An 18,874-nucleotide genomic window follows, 5' to 3' on the forward strand; every position below is an offset into this window, starting at 1 on the left:
GTCCGAGGTTCGTTCGCCATGCGCCCATCATTCATGCCTTCCCGTTTCGCGCTCGCACTGCTCGTGTTCGCCGCCGCGGGCGCCGCGCAGGCGGCCACCGTCGCCGAGGTCGCGTCGCCGGACGGACGCACCCGCGTCGAACTCGACGTCAGCGGCGAGGGCCGCCTCGCCTATCGCGTCGCGCGCGACGGCAAGCCGCTGATCGGCGACTCGCGGCTCGGCTTCCTGTTGCGCAACGGCCGCCAGTTTCTGCGCGGGCTGGAATTGCAGGCAAAAGCATCACGCAGTGCCGACGACACCTGGGAGCAGCCGTGGGGCGAGCGCCGCTTCGTGCGCGACCACTACAACGAACTGCGCGCGCAGTTCGTCGAACGCGACCACGATCATCGCCGCCTCGACGTGGTGTTCCGCGTGTTCGATGACGGCGTCGGCTTCCGCTACGAATTCCCGAAGCAGCCGGCGCTGGACGAGGTGCAGATCGCGGAGGAGCTGACCGAATTCGCGATCGCGCGCCCCGCGACTGCGTGGTGGCTGCCGGCGTACGAATGGAACCGCGAGGAATACCTTTACCACCGCACGCCGCTGGCCGAGGTCGGCACCGCGCAGACACCGATCACGCTGCGCACCGACGACGGCACCCACGTGACGCTGCACGAGGCCGCGCTGGTCGACTACGCCGGCATGAATCTGATGCGCGGGGACGGCGGCGTGCTGCGCGCGTCGCTCACGCCCGGCAGCCCGGCGAAGGTGGTGCGTCAAGTCCCGTTCGCGACGCCGTGGCGCACGATCCAGATCGCCGACCGCGCCGGCGGGCTGGTCGAGTCGAACCTCATCCTCAACCTCAACGAGCCGAACAAGCTCGGCGACGTGAGCTGGTTCAAACCGTCGAAATACGTCGGCGTGTGGTGGGCGATGCACCTCGACCAGCAGAGCTGGGCGACCGGGCCGAAGCACGGCGCGACCACCGCGAACGTGAAGCGCTACATCGATTTCGCCGCGCAGAACGGGTTCCGCGGCGTGCTGGTGGAAGGCTGGAACACCGGCTGGGACGGCGACTGGTTCGCGAACGGCTGGCAGTTCGATTTCCGCAAGCCCACGGCCGACTACGACCTGCCCGGGCTGGCCGCCTACGCGAAGGCGAAGGGCGTGCACCTGATCGGCCACCACGAGACGGCCTGCGCGGTGAGCCACTACGAACGCCAGATGGACGAGGCGTTCGCGCTGTTCGAGAAACTCGGCATCGACAGCGTGAAGACCGGCTACGTCTGCGACGCGGGACAGATCGAACGCCAGGACGTCGAAGGCGGCCCGGTGATCCGCGAGTGGCATGAAAGCCAGTTCATGAGCAACCACCACCTGCGCGTGGTGCTGGCGGCGGCGAAACACCACATCGCGATCGACGCGCACGAACCGATCAAGGACACCGGCCTGCGCCGTACGTATCCGAACTGGGTGTCGCGCGAAGGCGCGCGCGGACAGGAGTTCAACGCCTGGGGCAATCCGCCGAATCCGCCGGAGCACGAGACCAACCTCGTCTTCACGCGCATGCTCGCCGGGCCGATGGACTACACGCCGGGCGTGCTGAGCCTGGAAGGCCGCAACCAGCCGATCCGCAGCACGATTGCGAGGCAACTGGCCGACTACGTCGTGCTCTACAGCCCGGTGCACATGGCCGCGGACCTGCCCGAGCACTACGCGCAGCACATGGATGCGTTCCGGTTCATCCGCGACGTGCCGGTCGACTGGCAGGAGACGCGCGCCGTCAACGGTGAGGTCGGCGACTACGTCACGCTGGTGCGCAAGGATCGCAACAGCCAGGACTGGTACCTGGGCAGCGTCACCGACGAGAACGCGCGCACGCTGGAGGTGCCGCTGGATTTCCTCGACGCCGGCAAGCGCTACGAAGCGCAGATCTATCGCGATGGCGACGATGCCGACGACACCGACCACCGCTTCTCGTTCGTGCGCGAAACCCGCACCGTGACCCGCACCGACACGCTCGTGCTGCGGCTGGCGAAGGCCGGCGGCGCGGCGATCCGCTTCGTGCCGAAACGCTGAGTCCGCTCGCATGTTCAACCCGCATCCGCGCATCGAGACCGTGTCCATCGGGGGCCGCCACGTCTGCTGCGTGATCGACGACGCGCTGCTCGATCCCGAGTCGCTCGTCGCCTACGCGGTCGCGCAGCGCGAGGCGTTCGTCGAGGCCGGGCACAACGCGTATCCGGGGCCGGAACTGCGCATGCCGGAGGCCTTTTCCGCGCAGCTCGACGCGTTCTTCGCCGCGCACGTGCGCCGCCATCTCGATGCGCGCCGCACCGAGCGCATGTACAGCCGGCTGGCGCTCACCGCGACACCGCCGGAGCGGTTGTCGCCGGCGCAGTCGATCTGCCACGTCGACCGCCTCAGCGTCGACCCGAGCCAGTGCGTGATCGCGGGCGTGCTGTACCTATTCCATGACCCGCGCCTCGGCGGCACCAGCTTCTACGCGCCGAAGCGGCCGCCCGAGGAGATCGTGCCGCTGGTGCTGGAGTCCTCGCAGCTCGACGCCGCGGCGTTCGAGGCGAAGTACGGTCTGCGCACCGGCTACATGACCGCCTCGAACGCGTGGTTCGAGAAGGTCGCGAGCGTGCCCGCGCGCTGGAACCGCCTGATCTTCTACACCGGCACGATCTTCCACAGCGGAGAGATCGCGTATCCCGAACTACTGACCGACGACCCGCGCACCGGGCGGCTCACGCTCAACGGCTTCTTCACCTGCCGCCGGAGTGTCGCCGCATGAGGTCCGTTGCATGAAGTCGGCCGCCTTCGTCCTGCTGTGCGCGTTCGGTCTGCTCGCGGGTGCGGTGCCGGCAGCGGAGCCATCGCCGTCGCGCATCGACACGCCCCGCATCGATACGTTCCGGATCGGCGCGCCCGGCATCGATCCCGACGGCCTGCGCGTGCGTGTGCTCCTGCCGCCGGGCTACGACGCGAACGCGCAGCCCGGCTATCCCGTGCTCTACGTCGACGACGGACAGGATGCGGAAGCGGTCGCGCTCCAACCGTGGATCGACGCGCTGACGATCAGCGGCGAGATCCGGCCGCTGATCGCGGTGGCGGTCGACATGCCGCACGATCGCCTCGGCGCCTACGGCTTTTCCGATCGCGCGTCGGGACGCAGCGTCGTCGCCGACACGCGTGCCGGTGCGGTCGGCGCGAATGCGCATGTGTACGCGGAATGGCTCGCGCATGCGCTCGTGCCTGCGATCGATGCGCGCTACCGCACGCAGCCGCGCGCCGATGCGCGAACGCTGCTCGGCTGGTCGCTGGGCGGCGCGCAGGCGTTGAACAGCGGCTGGCAGTATCCGGAGACCTTCGGCCGCATCGGCGCGTTCTCGCCGTCGCTGTGGCTGGCGACCGATCGCCGCGATGCCGACGCCGTGCAGCGCACGCGCATCGCGCAAGGCATGATCGCGAACGGCAGCTACCATCCCGGGCTGCATGCGTTCCTCGCCGTCGGCGACGCCGAGGAAACCGACGACCGCGACGGCGACGGCGTCATCGACGTGGTCGACGACGCGCGCGATCTGGTCGACGGCTGGCGCGTCGTGGGCGAAGACGCGCCGCGGATGAAGGGCCTGCACCAGCTCGGACACTCGATCAATCTTGATCACGCCGCGTCGCCGACGCGCGCCGACGTCGCGCTTTATGTGTTGCCCGGCGGCGAGCATCGCCAGCCCAGCTGGTCGCGCATGTTGCCGGCGTTCCTGCGCTGGGCCTACGCCTTACATGCGCCGTCGCTGCATGCGACCGGTCGCGTCGAATCGTGGCACGCCGTGCCGTCGCGCTTCGTCGCGGCGCGTGATGTCGACGTCTGGCTGCCACCGTCGTACGGCCGCGACCCGGGCAAGCGCTATCCCGTCGTCTACATGCACGACGGCCAGAACCTGTTCGATCCGTCGCTGGTATTCAACGGCACCGACTGGGACATCGACGGCGCGATGACGCGGTTGATCGACGCCGGCACGATCCGCGAGGCGATCGTCGTCGGCGTGTGGAACTCGCCGCAGCGCTTCCTCGAATACATGCCGCAGGCGCCGGTACGCACGCCGACGATCGCCGCGGGCATCGACGGCGTGCCGCCGTTCGACGCGGCGGGCCTGCAGTCGGACGCCTACCTGCGCTTCCTCGTCGAGGAACTGAAGCCCTTCATCGACGCGCAGTACCGCACGCGGCCCGGACGCGACGACACATCGGTGATGGGATCGAGCATGGGCGGGCTGATCTCGCTGTACGCCATCGCGCGCAGGCCCGACGTGTTCGGTCGTGCCGCCGCGGTGTCGACGCACTGGCCCGCCTGCGGCGGCTGCACGATCGACTGGTTCGCCGCGCACCTGCCAGACCGCCGCACGCACCGCATTTACTTCGACCACGGCACCGCCACCCTCGACGCCGGCTACGCGCCCTTCCAGCTGCGCATGGATGCCGCCCTGCGCCGCGCCGGCTGGCGCGAAGGCCGCGACTTCGTCACCCGCACGTTCGATGGCGCGGAGCACAGTGAGATCGCGTGGCGGGCGCGGGCGGAGGTGCCGCTGGAATTCCTGCTGGGGCGCGGCGACGGACACTGAGCGTGAGCTGATGCCACATCGATGCCCTGCGCGTTGCTCCTGCCGCCAAGCTGGCTAGACTCTTTGGCCCGACACGGGAATGCAGGAAGCCAATGCCATGAACAGGGTCGGTTCTTGCCTGATGCGTCGGATATGCGGCGTCCTGATGGGGGCGTCGTTGGCCGGCCTCGGCATGTCATCCGCGCATGCGATGGGTGACCCGGATGCGTTGGATGACCACCTCGCCATAGGCGACAACGCCTGTGCGATCGGGTCCGATAGTCGCATCCGATGCTGGCCCCAGCACAACGGCTTTCCTCCCACGTCGACGGAGCGCTTCCGATCGATGGCATCCGGAGATTCCTGGGGACGCCTGTGTGCCGTGCGGGTCGATGGCGAAGCCGTCTGCCGCTCCGCCTCCGGGTCGCCGGTGCCGGAGGCGCCGGCGGGGCCCTGGCGCATGCTGGCCGTTGCGTACGACGAAACCTGCGGCATCCGCATGGATGGCAGCCTGGCCTGCTGGGGCGACGTGCCGGAGATGGCCACCGCCGCGCCGACCGATGGCCCGTTCCGATCGGTGTCGATCGGCTGGTATGTCGGCTGCGCGCTGCGCGTCGACGGCACACTGGCCTGCTGGAGAGCGGGACTGTTGGAAGAATTCCAGATCGAGCGATCGCCGCCTGGGCGATTCCTGAAGGTCGAAGTGTCTTCCCTCCATGCCTGTGCCTTGCGCAGCGATGGCCGCATCCTGTGTTGGGGCCTTGACGTGGATGGCGGCAACCAGGTGCCGGACCGCGACGATTTCATCGATCTTTCCGTGGGCGCCTACCACGCGTGCGGACTGAAAGCGGATGGCACGGTCGTGTGCTGGGGCGGCACGCGATACAGCGGGACGCCGCGGCCGATGCCTTCGCCGCGCGGCGAATTCACCGAACTGGCGTCCGGCTATGCCCAGGCCTGCGGACGCAGGCGGGATGGCACCGTCGACTGCTGGGGGGAAAGCGTGTTTCTGGAAGGCGTCACCGGGCTGGGGGTGCCGCTGGCACGGCTCGCCATGGGCGGCGGCACGGTGTGCGCGATGGATGCCGAGGGCATCACCCATTGCCTGGATCCCGAATCGCCGCTGGTGCCGCCACCGGGGCGTTACCTCGATGTGTCCCTTGGCCGCGATCGCGGCTGCGGGATCGACGTCGATCATCGAGTCCTGTGCTGGGGCGAATCGCTCGGACCGGTGCCGGCGGAGCCGATGCACGCGGTCAGTGTCGGCAAGGCGCATGCCTGCGGACTGGCCGACGACGATCGCATCCTCTGCTGGGGCGACGACAGCGCAGGCCAGACGCAGGTGACGCCGGGACGTTATCGCGACGTACTTGCCGGCGACGACTACAGTTGCGGGCTGTCGATGGAAGGCGTCGTCATGTGCTGGGGCACCGATCCCCTCGTGACGCGCTTGCCCGTGGGCAACGGATTCACCTCGCTCTATGGTGGCGATGCCATCCTCTGCGCAGGCCGCGACGAGGACATGCCCGAATGCTGGAACGACGCGGGCCGCCTGCCCGTTCCGCCCACCGTCTACCGGTACTCGGACGCCGTGGTCGGCGACACCTTCGCTTGCTGGAAGATGTGGCACTTCGTCCAGTGCATGGGCGCCGCGGAACCCGTGCGGCAAGGCTATTCCTACGACGATGTCGTCGCGCTGGCTGCATCTGGTCAGGATGTCTGCGCGCTGCATGCCGACGGGTTCATCACGTGTCGCGGGCGCGAATACGCCGTGCGGGGACTGAGGGCCGTGCCCGTGGGCACGGGTGGACTCGTCGCGGGTGCGCGCCATACCTGCAACGTGGATGACGCCGGGGGTGTCGATTGCTGGGGCGACAATACGAAGGGTCAGCGCGATGCGTCGGTGATCATGGGGTCGATCGCGGGCGCCGGCGGCGATCACACCTGCGGGACCGATCGCGGCAACCTGTTGCACTGCTGGGGCGACGGCCAGCGCGAGGCGAACCTGCCGCCGCCCGGCCTGCAGGTGCGCGACGTGGATGTCGGCCAGTTCGGTGGCTGCGGCATCGAACGCAGCGGTGACGTGACCTGCTGGGGCTGGAACGCCAACGGCCAGGCTTCGCCGCCCGCGGGCGCGTTCCGGCGTGTCGCCACGGGCCTCAACCACAGCTGCGGCGTGCGCGACGACGGCACGCTCGCCTGCTGGGGCTACGGTGCGGATGGCCAGATCGCCGCGCCGGCGGGCACGTATCTGACCGTCGACGTCGGCGAACGGCATTCGTGCGCGATCGCGGGCGACGGCCGCCTGCACTGCTGGGGGCTGGATTCCGAAGGACAGTCGACGCCGCCGGCGGACGACGCCCACTACGTTGCGCTGGCCGTCGGCACCTTCCATGCCTGCGCGATCCGCGCCGATGGCGCGCTTGCCTGCTGGGGACGCAACGACCACGGGCAGGCGACGCCACCCGCCGGACGCTTCGTCTCGGTCACGGCCGGTGGCGCGCATGCCTGCGCGGTGCGCGAAGACGGCACGCGCGCCTGCTGGGGCGACAACGGTGCCGGCCAGGCGCCCTCGCTGTCGCTCGCACCCGCGACGTTGCCGCCCGCGTCCGGTGGCTATGGCGACCTGCACGAGGTGCAGCTCACGGTCGCCGGCAGCGGCGGCTACGTGCCCCGATCCCCCGTGTTCCGTGTCGTCGCGGGGGACCTGCCGGAGGGCGCGCTCACGCCGGCGGGCCGGCTGCAGCTTTACATCACGCAGCCGAATGCACGCTACGCCTTCACTGTGGAAGTCCGCGACGCCAACGGCTTCACCGCGACGCGCGACTATGTCTTGCAGGTGGGTCCGTCGGCAGACACCACGCCGCCGGTGATCGGCGTTTCGATCTCCGGCCCGACAGGCGACGACGGCTGGTACATCGGCGATGTCCATGTCGTCTGGGGCGTGGACGATCCGGACAGCGGCATCGTCGAGAGCAACGGATGCGACGAGACGGTGCTGACACAGGATGCCGCGTTTCTGCCGGCGTCCTGCACCGCGCGGAATCGCGCAGGGCTTTCATCGTCGCAGACACGCCAGATCAAGCGTGACGGCACGCCGCCCGCGATCGGCGCCTGGCACTCGCCGCAGTCGGCGCCGAACGCGCACGGCTGGTTCCGTGCGTCGGTGCACCTGTCCTACACCTGCGGGGACGCGACATCGGGGGTCGCGGGCTCCTGCCCGTCGCCTTCCGACTTCACGACCGAAGGCGTGCACGTCCCGCCGCTGCAGACCGTGCGCGATCGTGCCGGCAACATCGCAACCACGTCCCAGGCGCCGATCCGGATCGACTGGACCGCGCCGCTCCTCGATGCCGTCATGCCGCCGAGCCAACTCCCGGCCGGTACTGTGCACGACTACCACGCAACGGCGTCCGATGCGCTGTCGGGCATGGACAGCCTCGTCTGCATCCCGGTCGACAGCACGCCTTACCAGGGCGGGCCCGGTGGTCCCGTCGAGCGGATCGCGCAGTGCACCGCGACCGACCGCGCCGGCAACACCACGGTGATGCGCAGCACCTACACCGTCGTGGCGCCGATCGTGCCGGCCAAGGTGCGGATCCTGCGCGGATCGCGCCTGCCTGCGATGCCCGCCCGAAACCGAGCCGGACATCGCGCCGTCCGCTGAGCGGACGGCGCGTCAGCCGCCGTTCGCGGGCGTCGCGCCCTCCGCCGGCTTCACCGCCTCCGGACTCACCTTCTCGATGGTATGGCGCAGTTCGCGGCCGAGGATGGTCTTCGCGTCCTTGGCCCAGTTGTCGAGGCGCTGGTCGAAGACGAGCTTGGCGTTCTCGTCGGTGGACACGAGCTTGAGTTCGCGCAGTTTGCGGATGAAGGTGCGGAACAGGCTCTTGTCGAAGAACTCGGGCGCGGCCGGGGCGTAGAGCAGGCTCAGGCGCTGCGCGGCGAGGTGGCAGAGGCTTTCGAGTTCGGCGGCGGCGAGGGTGCCGGGGCCGTTCTTGGCGAGCACCGAGATCGCGATGTAGTAGCGCTCGAACGCCTGCTGCAGCGGGTGGCCCAGGCCGCGCAGGCGGAACACTTCGTCGGACTGGCCGGCGTTGCGGGCGAGGATGCCGCCGTCGTCGTCGCCGACCTGCTGCAGCAGGCCTTCGCGCGCGAACACGGCGATGGTGCGTTCGATCTGTTCGGCGAAGCCGGCCTCGTCCCACGGCAGGAACAGTTCGGCCTGCATGAACGGGTACAGCGAGCGGCCGATGCGCAGCAGCGTGTTGCGGCTCATCCGTCGGTTGTGCAGGAAGCAGCAGGCGATCCACGCGGTCGCGGTGAACAGGTGCAGCACGTTGTTGCGGAAGTAGCTCAGCAGCACCGCGGTGTCGCCGTCGACGTGCAGCACGTCGCCCAGCGGGTGCGCGGTGCGCGCGAGCACGCCGATCTCCTCGCCGTGCTTCACGATCTCCTGCGGCGTGTGCGGGGTGACGGTGACGCGGTCGGAGTACGGCACTTCCGCCAGCAGCGTCTTCGACAGCGCGATCTGCGCGAGCAGGTCGGCCTCGCCCATCGCATGCTTGGGCGTGGACAGCACCGCCAGCGCGAGCAGGTTGATCGGATTGACGTCGGCGGCGCGGTTGATGTTGATCTGGATGCGGTCGGCGAGGGTGTCGATCGCGGGTGCGAGCCACTGCGGCTTTTCGTCCTCGCCGACCGGCTGGCCGTTCCAGTCGGGCGCTTCCTCGGCGAGGATGTCGCCGAGCTTGATCGGCTCGCCGAAGTTCACCACCACCTGGCCGTAGTTGCTGCGCAGCACCCGCGGAATGCCCATCAGCAGCTGCCAGATCGATTCCTTCTCCTTGGGCTTGCCGGAGAGTTCGTCGAGGTAGCTGCCGCCTTCCATCAGTTTCTCGTAGCCGATGTACACCGGCTGGAACAGCACCGGCCGCGCGGGCTGGCGCAGGAAGGCGCGGATCGTCATCGCCAGCATGCCGCCCTTGGGCTGCAGCAGGCGGCCGGTGCGCGAGCGTCCGCCTTCGATGAAGTATTCGATCGAGTAGCCGCCGGCGACCAGCTGCGCGACGTATTCGGAGAACACCGCCGAGTACAACGCGTTGCCGCGGAAGCTGCGGCGCAGGAAGAACGCGCCGCCCTTGCGTAGCAGCGTGCCGATCACCGGCAGGTTGAGGTTGATGCCGGCGGCGATGTGCGGCGGCACCACGCCCTTGGTGTAGAGCAGGTAGCTCAGCAGCAGGTAGTCCATGTGGCTGCGGTGGCTGGGCACGTAGATCACTTCGTAGCCCGGCGCGACCTGCTTGAGCCGGTCGAGGTGGTGCACCAGCACGCCGCGGTAGATGCGGTTCCACACCGTGGTGAGCAGGAACGATGCCGAGCGCACCACCGGCGGCGAGTAGTCGGCGGCGATCTCGTAGGCGTAGGCGTGGGCCTTCTTCCACGCGTCCTCGGGCTTGCCGTTCTCGCGGCGCGCGGTGTCGGCGATCGCCTGCTTCACGGGGTCGGCGGCCAGCACCTTGTCGATCAGCAGGCGGCGGGTGGACAGGTCCGGCCCGATCACCGCCTCGCGGATGCGGTTGAAGTGCATGCGCAGCACGCGCGAGAGCTTGCGCACCGTGCGTTCGGGCGGCAGGTCCTCGGCGAGGGTTTCGCGCACCGATACCGGCGCGGCGAACTGCACGAGGGTGTCGCGGCCGTTGAGCAGGATCGCCAGCAGCCGGCGCGAGCGGCCGACGATCGCCCAGTTCTCGGAGAACAGCACCGAGAACCAGCTGTTGTTCCGGTCCGGCGCGCGGCCGACGAAGATCGACACCGGCACCAGGCGTACGTCGAGCCCGGGATCGGCACGGTGGGCGTCGAGCAGGCGGGCCAGCGCCTCGGAATGGCGGCGCGCGGGGCGGGTGAGCTGCGGCGGCTTGCCGGTGGCGAGGTCCACGGCCATGTCCGCGGCCAGGCCCAGCGCGCTGTGGCGGCGGGCCAGCGCGACGTAGGCGCGCTTGCGTCCCAGCGGATCGCCGGCCAGCGGGCGCAGCGCCGACGGCAGCCCGGCCTCGCGGCAGGCGCGTTCGAGGATCAGGGCGTTGGACAGCCCGTAATCTTCCAGCACGTAGCAGACCGGGCGCGGGTCGTCGGACAGCGCCTCCGGCAGCGGGTCGATGTGCAGTTCGATCCACGGTTCCAGCAGCCAGGCCAGCGGGCGCGCCCACAGCGGGCGGCGGCCGCGCGCCTGCGGCGGGGCGGGCGGCGGTTCGGGTGCGGGGGGCGGCGGCATCGCCAGCGCCGGTTGGGTCGGCACCACCTCAGGCTCCGGATCGGCCGGTGCCGGCGTCTCGTGCGGCGGTTCCGCGGCGTCGGACGCCGGCGTCGCGTCGCCTTCCGGGGCCGGCGCGGCCGGTTCGGGATCGGGCGTGGCGGCGCCGTCGACGGGCGCGTCGGACGCGGCGAACAGGGCGGGTTGGTCGGGCGATGTCGGGCGGTTCGGCATGATCGCCGCCATTATGACGAAGTCGGCTACGGCGTCGCGTTCGCCGGCGTCGATGCGGAGGCCGGCGCTGGCGGTGCGACGGGCACCGCGGGCGACGCCGGCGCGTCGGCCGTCGCGGCCGCGTCGCGCGCGTGGCGCAGGAAATCGCTGAGGTACCAGTGGCCGTCCACCTGCTCGACCGCGACCACCGTGTCGATGGTCGCGCCGGCCAGCGGATAGCGCATCCGGACCCGCGCGTGGTCGCCATCGCGGCTTTCCAGCGTCAGCGCCATCGCGTCGAGGCTGGCGTCGAGGTCGAGGCCGTAGCCGCGCAGCACGTCCTTCAACGCCGCGGCCATCGGTCCCAGCCGGCGCAGGCTTTCGTCCATGCCGAGCCGCCGGAAATCGGCGGGGTCGTGCAGGCCGGTGCCGCGGGCGGCGAGGGCCAGCTTCGGGATCGCGGCATGCCCGCGGCGGGCATCGCCCAGCCCGGCCCGGCCGCCCCAGGCGGTGATCGCCCGCACCAGCTGGACGTAGTGGGCGCGTTCCTCCGCGCTCAGGCCGGTCTCGCTCTGCAGGTATTTCTCGCCGAACAGGCCCAGCGCCTGCGCGGCGGCGCGGATCTCGCCGTCGGCGTGGGCGAACTGGCGGTCGTAGCCCTTGCGCAGGCGTTTCTCGGCGTCGTCGGCCGAGAGGCTGGCCAGCACGCCCGGGATGCGCTGGTCGAACGGCAGCTCGTCCAGCGGCCAGCGGGTGCGGCCGGCCTGCCAGGCTGCGGCCAGCGGCGCGTGCAGCGACGGCGGCACGGCATCGCGGGCGAACGCGGCGAGGTCGTTGTCGCGCAGGTCGCCGTTGAGCAGCGCGACGGCCTGCACCGGATCGGTCGCGCCGACGTGCGGCGCGTGCGTGCGTTCGCGATCGCCGCAGCCGACCGCACCCAGCGCGAGGGCCAGCGCCAGCAGGGCCGCGAGCGGCGGCGGGCAGGTGCGGGAGGCGATGGCAGGGGCGGCGGCGGCGGCGGGGCACATGGTCCGGCATCTTGGCCGGCCGGCGCGGGGCCGACAAGCGGTCGACAAGCGACCGGCAAGAAAAAGGAGACCCGGTGGGGTCTCCCTCAAATCCGGCTCGCGCCGGCAGGTCACGGTTGTGGCATGGCGCCGGCGAGGCCGGCTGGCGCACAGCCTACCGGCCTCGCGATCCTGATGCAATACGTGAAGTTGTGTGCTTCAAGCCATTGAAATGAAACGATTCTGCGCGGCGCGATTTTCCCGGGTGATCAGTCCGCCGTGTTCAGCGCGTCGCGCTTGAGCGCGCGACGGCGCTCGGTCGGCTCGGACCAGGCGTTGTTGAACACCGCCGGTTCCCAGCTGCCGTAGCTCGGGTTGGGCAGCGCCCACCAGCGCTGGCCGAACCAGCCGCGGTACTGCGCTTCCAGCGCGTCGCGGGCGGCGGGGGTGTTGGCGATGATCTGGGTGAAGTCGCCCAACTGGTCGCCGAACTGCATCAGCACCCGGTACTTCCGCGCGGCCAGCTGGCGGCGGCAGAGCTTCTCCGAGCCTTCCTGCTCGCAGCCTTCGACGAACGTGCCCAGACCCAGGAACACGCTGTCGTCCTTCACCGGCAGGCCGGCCTTGCGCAGGTTCGACAGCGTGGCCGGACCGAGCTGGTCGGCGCGGTTGGAGATGTAGATCAGGGTGATGCCGCGGGCGGTGGCGGCCTTGGCGAAGTCCAGCACGCCCGGCAGCGGCTGCGCCTTCTCCTCGCGGACCCAGGCGTCCCAGGTGGCTTCGTCGTATTCCGCGCCGTTGCGGATCAGCCGGGCCTGGTAGGGCGAGTTGTCCAGCACGGTCTCGTCGACGTCCAGCACGACCGCCGGCGGCAGGCCGCGGGCCGGGTTGGCGCGTTCGCCGGGGACGATGGCGTCCCACTGCGGATCCTTCAGCGCCGCGTCCAGGCGGTCGGCGGCGGCGTGGTAGACGGTCTCGCAGGTGGCGCGGTACTCGGCCGCGCGCTGCATCCACAGCACCGCGTTCAGGTTGTCGTTCGCGGGCACGGCGGCCGTGGTCGTGGCTGCGGCCACCGGCGGCGCCTCGACGGCGGGCGGTGCGGCGGCGTCCGCCGGCGTCATCGTGCGGCAGGCGCCGAGGCCCAGGACCGCGGCGAAGAGGGCGACGTGCAGCATGGACCTGCGCATGGAGACTCCGGAAAGCGTGGCGAACGGGCCGCAAAGTGTAGCCCGCCCGGATGACCGGCCTTCGGCCGTCGGCGAGGCATTGCAGCAACGCAGGAACGGAGCACGCCTTGTGGCGCACGCGGACGGCAGTGCCTGTCCCTCATCCGCCCTGCGGGCACCTTCTCCCCGCGAGCGGGGAGAAGGAGGCGTTCCGCGTGGTCGTGGCGGTGTCGGGGCATCCGCAGCCGCAACGCGGCAGGTCGACCTCTGCGCCGACCGATTCCGCCCCTCTCCCCGCTCGCGGGGAGAGGGTGCCCGGCAGGGCGGGTGAGGGGCGAGGCTGGATCAGACCGAGAGATGCTCGATCGCGGCGACGCTGCCGAGGCGGTGCGCGTCGCCTCAGCCGTCTCCCCGCGAGCGGGGAGAAGGAGGCGTTCCGCGTGGTCGTGGCTGCGTCGTGGCATCCGCAGCCGCAACGCGGCAGGTCGACCTCTGCGCCGACCGATGCCGCCCCTCTCCCCGCCGGCGGGGAGAGGGTGCCCGGCAGGGCGGGAGAGGGGCGAGGCCGGATCAGACCGAGAGATGCTCGATCGCGGTGACGCTGCCGAGGCGCCGCGTCGCCTCAGCCGTCCAGCAGCGCCTTGATCGCGGCGAAGCCGGCGCTCGCGCGTTCCTTCTTGCGCTCGGCGTCGGCCACGGGATCGGCGCCGTCGCGCTGGAGTTCGGCCGCCGGCAGTTCGTCGAGGAAGCGGCTGGGCGTCAACCGCAGCTTCGTGCCCCAGCGCTGCGCCTCGCGCGAGTGCGACAGCCACAGCTGCTCCTTCGCGCGGGTGATGCCGACGTAGAGCAGCCGGCGCTCCTCGTCGAGGCGGCCCTCTTCCAGGCTGGCCTCGTGCGGCAGCGTGCCGTCCTCCATGCCGATGATGAACACGTAGCGGAATTCCAGGCCCTTCGCCGCGTGCAGGCTCATCAGCCGCACCTGGTTGCCGGGCTCGCCCTTGTCGGCGTGGCTGAGCAGCGCCAGCGACGCCGCCAGCTCGCCGGGGCCGGCGCCGCCGCGCGCGCCGTCGAACCAGTTCGCCAGTTCGTCGAGATTGCCGCGGCGCAGCTGGAACAGCTGGTCGTTCTTGCACTGCGCGCGCAGCGCGGCGAGCAGGCCGGAGCGCTCGTTGAGCTGTTTCACCAGCTCGGCCGGGGTGAGCGTGCGCGACTCGTGGCGCAGGCCCTTCACGATGTCGGCGAAGCCGCTGAGCGCGTTCGCCGCGCGCGGCTGCAGCTGCTTCAGCAGGCCGACCGATTCCGCGGCGCGCGACAGCGGCAGCCCGGCGTGGTGCGCCAGTTCCGCCAGCTTCGCCAGCGTGGTCGTGCCGACTTCGCGCTTGGGCGACTGCACGGCGCGCAGGAACGCCGCGTCGTCCTCCGGATTGGCGATGAGGCGCAGCCACGACAGCGCGTCCTTCACTTCGCCGCGATCGAGGAACGCGGTGCCGCCGCTGAGGTGATAGGGCACGCGCAGCAGTTGCAGCGCCTTTTCCAGCGGCCGCGACTGGTGGTTGCCGCGGAACAGGATGCAGAACTCGCCCCACTCGGCCTGGCGCGATTGATTCAGGAACTGGATCTCCGAGGCGATGCGTTCGGCCTCGTGCTCGCCGTCGCGGCATTCCAGCACGCGGATGCGTTCGCCGTCGGCCTGCTGGCTCCACAGCGTCTTCAGGTGCTCGTGCGGGTTGTTGGCGATCAGCGCGTTGGCCGCGCGCAGCACGCGGTTGCTGCAGCGGTAGTTCTGTTCCAGCTTGACGATGCGCAGCGCCGGATAGTCCTTGCCCAGCTGCGCGAGGTTCTCCGGGTTCGCGCCGCGCCAGGCGTAGATGCTCTGGTCGTCGTCGCCCACGCAGGTGAAGTTGCCCTTCTCGCCGGCGATCGCCTTCAGCAGCCGGTACTGTGCGTCGTTGGTGTCCTGGCATTCGTCGACCAGCAGGTAGCCGATGCGCTCGCGCCAGCCGAGGCGGCAGTCCTCGTCGCTTTCCAGCAACTGCACGGGCAGGCGGATCAGGTCGTCAAAGTCGACCGCGTTGAAGGTCGTCAGGCGCTGCTGGTAGCGCACGTAGAGGTTGGCGGCCTCGCGCTCGCGCGGGCTCTGCGCGGCGGCCAGCGCTTCCTCGGGCGACAGCCCGGCGTTCTTCACCCGCGAGATCAGGCCCTGCATCGCCTGCACGGCATCGGTCTTCGCGCCGGGCATCAGGTCCTTGATCTGCGCGGCGACGTCGTCGGTATCGAACACCGAGAACCCGCGCTTCAGACCCGCCTTCGCGTGCTCGATCTGCAGCACCTTCAGGCCCAGCGCATGGAAGGTGCAGATCGTCAGGCCTTCCGCGGCGTCGCCGCGGATGCGCTTGCCGACGCGCTCGCGCATTTCCTTCGCCGCCTTGTTGGTGAAGGTGATGGCGGCGATGCGCTTGGCGGGATAGCGGTTCGACTGGATCAGGTGCGCGATCTTCTCGACGATCACGCGCGTCTTGCCGCTGCCGGCGCCGGCCAGCACCAGCACCGGGCCGTCGGCCAGCAGCACCGCTTCGCGTTGGGGGGGATTGAGGCCTTGCATGGAAATCGGGGAAATGAACTTGCCGCGGCGATGTAGGTCATCAGTTTACCTGCCGGCGTCCCCGCGATCGGATACCGTGCGCATCCTCCGCCCCCGCAACGACGCCGAACGATGGAACGCCCCCTGCGCCACGCCCTCCTGCTCGGTCTCGCGCTGGCCTGCGCGGCCGGCCCGCTCGCCGCCGCCGCGCCCGCCGGCCCGCCGCCGGACCCGACGAACGATCCGATGCTGATGACCGCGGGCTTCCTGGACAGCCACCAGGACATCAAGTACCGCATGCACGGGATGACCGCGTACAAGGCGAAGCGCTTCGAGGACGCCATGCGCTTCTTCCGCCGCGCGTCGTTCTTCGCCGACAAGCCCTCGCAGGGCATGGTCGCGGAGATGTACTGGAACGGCGAGGGCGTGCCGCGCGATCCGGTGCAGGCCTACATCTGGATGGACCTCGCCGCCGAGCGCGGCTACGTCGGTTTCCTCGGCCTGCGCGAGCGCTACTGGCAGGCGCTGACCGAGGCCGAACGCGCCCGCGCGGTCGAGGAAGGCCAGGCCGTCTTCGCCCGCTTCGGCGATGCCGCGGCCAAGCCGCGCTACGAGCACCAACTGCGCATCGGCCGGCGCGAGATGACCGGCAGCCGCACCGGTTTCAACCGCGGTGTGTCGATCGAGATTCCCGGCCCCGCCGGCAGCCAGTCCATCCCCGGCACGAAGTTCTACGACCCGCGCTACTGGGACGCGAAGAAGTACTGGGCGTGGCAGGACGGCGTGTGGAAGAAGCCGAAGATCGGCCGCGTCACCATCGGCGACATCGAGACCGTCTCCCGCATCCCGGAGACCGCGCCGGAGGTCGATGCGCCGGCGCCCGAGGTAACCGATCCCGCGCCTGCGACGCCCTAGCCGGCCACAGGTCGGCGTGGCTTCCGGCAGAGGTGGCGCGCGATCCGCGGCGCTATGGTGCCGGCACAGCGCGAAGCCGCGACGAGGAGACATCACGATGACCGCCATGCCGAAGCCGCTGTCCCGACGCGTCCCGCGTCCGCTGCTGGCCGCGCTGCTGCTGGGCCTCGCCGCGAACGCGGCCGTCGCGAACGTGCACGCCGCCGCATCGCCGCCGACGCCCGCGCAGGAAGCCGTCGCGGTCGACACCGACGCCGAGGCGCTGTCGCGTTTCGACGCGCTGTACGCGCTCAGCGCCGATCATCCGAACGAACGTTTCCGCCTCTACGGCCAGAAGGCCGCGGCCACCGGCAACTGGGGCGATGCCGCGCGCAACTTCCGCATGGCCGCGCGCTACGCCGACAAGTATTCGCAGCACCGGCTCAGCCTGATGTACTGGCACGGCGTGGGCGTCGCCGAGGACCGCGTCGAGGCCTATCTCTGGGCCGACATCGCCGCCGAGCGCGGCTATCCGCAGTTTCTCGCCATCCGCGAGAAGATGTGGGCCGAACTGACGCCGGCGCAGCAGGCGGCGGTGGCCGAACGCGGTCCCGCGCGCTACGCCGAGTTCGGCGATCCGGCCGCGAAGAAGCGCTTCGCCGATGCGCTGGGTCACGGCCGGATGAACGTCACCGGCTCGCACACCGGCTTCGTCGGCTTCCTCGGCGTGAGCACGCCGGAGAAGCTGGGCGGCACGCTGGCCAACGTCGTCGACGGCCTGGAAGTGGCGAAGATCCACACCCGCGAGCGCGACGACCCCGATCGCTACTGGGCGCACGAGGACCGCGTGTGGAAGCACGCGATCGTCCGCATCGGCGACATCGAGGACGCGAAGCCGATGCCGGCCGCGGCACCGGCGCCCGCATCGCCCGAACCGGCGCCGGCTTCGCAGCCCTGAGCCGCGGGCGGATGCCGCGCATCGGCCTCCGCCCTTAAACTGTGCGGCATGGCCAAGCTCTACTTCTACTACTCGGCGATGAACGCCGGGAAGACCACCACCCTGCTGCAGTCCGCGCACAACTACCGCGAACGCGGCATGCGCGTGCTCATCTTCACGCCGAAGCTGGATTTCCGCGCCGGCTCCGGCACGGTGGCTTCGCGCATCGGCCTCAGCGCCGAAGGCCAGGCGTTCGAGCGCGACGACGACCTCGACGCCTGGGTGCGCAACGACATCGCCCGCCACGGCAAGCTCGACTGCGTGCTGGTCGACGAGGCGCAGTTCCTGACCAAGCCGCAGGTGTGGCAGCTCAGCGAAGTGGTCGACAACCTGCGCATCCCGGTGCTGTGCTACGGCCTGCGCACCGATTTCCGCGGCGAGCTGTTCGAGGGCAGCCAGTACCTGCTGGCCTGGGCCGACGAACTCAGCGAGATCAAGACGATCTGCCACAGCGGCAAGAAGGCGACGATGACCGTGCGCGTCGACGAACAGGGCCACGCCGTGCAGGACGGCCCGCAGGTCGAGATCGGCGGCAACGAGCGCTACATCTCGGTCAGCCGCGCGGAGTTCAAGAAGGTGATGCGCGGCGAGGGCCTGATCGAACCGATGCAGACCCCGCTGCCGCTGGGGTGAGACGCCGGTTCAGTTCGCCGGCATCGGCGGGAAGTCGTCGCGGCTGTCGTAGAAGCCGTTGAGGTCGACGCCGTCGACGCGCGCGCCGGCGTCGACGGTCACGTCCATCGGCATCGGCGGACAGGGTGCGCGGATGCACTGCACCTGGCGCACGTGGCCGCCGACGCGCGACGGCCCCGAGCGCGTCCACGCGAACACGCCGTAGTCGTCCGCGGGCAGGCCGGTGAGGCGGTACTCGGTCGCGCCGGCGGCGGTGGTCGTGCAGACGTGGCGCGCGGTGGCCGGATCGCCGCTGCCGATCGCGCAGATGCGCAACGCGGGCGCGGCACCATCGTCGTAGGCGATGCGGCCGGCGATTGTGCCGCCCGTCGTGCCGCCGGCATCGCTGCGCGTGGCCCGTGCGGGCGCGGGCGCTTCCGCGGGCGATGCGCTTGCGGACCCGGCACCCGTGTCGCGGGCACCGGAGCCGGCGCAGGCGGTGGTCGACAGCGCCGCGGACAGCGCGAGCAGCGGCAGGAAAAGGGGGCGGATGACGGCCATGGGA

General features: G+C 70.5%; 12 protein-coding genes. 7 read left to right on the plus strand and 5 right to left on the minus strand.

What is annotated here, in order from left to right:
* Positions 1-33 precede the first annotated feature (33 nt).
* The 4 genes from ACT53Q_RS03590 to ACT53Q_RS03605 all read left to right on the plus strand — a co-directional run bounded on the left by ACT53Q_RS03590 (position 34) and on the right by ACT53Q_RS03605 (position 8,253).
* Entirely contained in the window at positions 34-2,058 is a 2,025-nt protein-coding gene (locus ACT53Q_RS03590) for a glycoside hydrolase family 97 protein (protein ID WP_476185289.1), read from the plus strand.
* A 10-nt stretch (positions 2,059-2,068) separates the two neighbouring features.
* Entirely contained in the window at positions 2,069-2,779 is a 711-nt protein-coding gene (locus tag ACT53Q_RS03595; protein WP_476185290.1) for a DUF6445 family protein, read from the plus strand.
* 10 nt (positions 2,780-2,789) lie between these two features.
* Positions 2,790-4,607: an alpha/beta hydrolase-fold protein gene (locus tag ACT53Q_RS03600; RefSeq protein WP_476185291.1), complete on the plus strand. Its 1,818-nt coding sequence runs from the start codon at positions 2,790-2,792 to the stop codon at positions 4,605-4,607.
* A gap of 79 nt (positions 4,608-4,686) precedes the next feature.
* Entirely contained in the window at positions 4,687-8,253 is a 3,567-nt protein-coding gene (locus tag ACT53Q_RS03605) for an RCC1 domain-containing protein (protein ID WP_476185292.1), read from the plus strand.
* A gap of 12 nt (positions 8,254-8,265) precedes the next feature.
* Here ACT53Q_RS03605 and plsB read toward each other — a convergent pair whose 3' ends face one another.
* The 4 genes from plsB to ACT53Q_RS03625 all read right to left on the minus strand — a co-directional run bounded on the left by plsB (position 8,266) and on the right by ACT53Q_RS03625 (position 15,827).
* Positions 8,266-11,073: a glycerol-3-phosphate 1-O-acyltransferase PlsB gene (gene plsB / locus ACT53Q_RS03610; RefSeq protein WP_476185293.1), complete on the minus strand. Its 2,808-nt coding sequence runs from the start codon at positions 11,071-11,073 to the stop codon at positions 8,266-8,268.
* Between the two features lie 26 nt (positions 11,074-11,099).
* The gene (locus ACT53Q_RS03615) at positions 11,100-12,080 is read right to left on the minus strand and encodes a hypothetical protein (RefSeq protein WP_476185294.1); all 981 of its coding nucleotides are present in this window, start codon (positions 12,078-12,080) and stop codon (positions 11,100-11,102) included.
* Positions 12,081-12,328: 248 nt separating this feature from the next.
* Positions 12,329-13,246 (minus strand): 5'-nucleotidase, lipoprotein e(P4) family, encoded by a 918-nt coding sequence (locus tag ACT53Q_RS03620; RefSeq protein WP_476185295.1) that lies wholly within the window; start codon positions 13,244-13,246, stop codon positions 12,329-12,331.
* Between the two features lie 601 nt (positions 13,247-13,847).
* A complete protein-coding gene (locus tag ACT53Q_RS03625) occupies positions 13,848-15,827 on the minus strand; it encodes a UvrD-helicase domain-containing protein (protein WP_476185296.1) in 1,980 nt (659 codons plus the stop codon).
* A 111-nt stretch (positions 15,828-15,938) separates the two neighbouring features.
* Between ACT53Q_RS03625 and ACT53Q_RS03630 the strand changes: the two genes are divergently transcribed.
* From ACT53Q_RS03630 to ACT53Q_RS03640, 3 genes are all read left to right on the plus strand, one after another.
* Entirely contained in the window at positions 15,939-16,721 is a 783-nt protein-coding gene (locus tag ACT53Q_RS03630; protein ID WP_476185297.1) for a hypothetical protein, read from the plus strand.
* Between the two features lie 97 nt (positions 16,722-16,818).
* A complete protein-coding gene (locus ACT53Q_RS03635) occupies positions 16,819-17,658 on the plus strand; it encodes a hypothetical protein (RefSeq protein WP_476185298.1) in 840 nt (279 codons plus the stop codon).
* A 48-nt stretch (positions 17,659-17,706) separates the two neighbouring features.
* Positions 17,707-18,330, plus strand: a complete 624-nt coding sequence (locus ACT53Q_RS03640) for a thymidine kinase (RefSeq protein WP_476185299.1) — start codon at positions 17,707-17,709, stop codon at positions 18,328-18,330.
* A gap of 9 nt (positions 18,331-18,339) precedes the next feature.
* On the opposite strand, the gene ACT53Q_RS03645 is transcribed toward ACT53Q_RS03640, so the two are convergent.
* Complete coding sequence (locus tag ACT53Q_RS03645) at positions 18,340-18,870, minus strand: hypothetical protein (protein ID WP_476185300.1); 531 nt, start codon at positions 18,868-18,870, stop codon at positions 18,340-18,342.
* Positions 18,871-18,874: the final 4 nt, after the last annotated feature.

Source organism: Lysobacter sp. DMC97 (assembly GCF_056313745.1).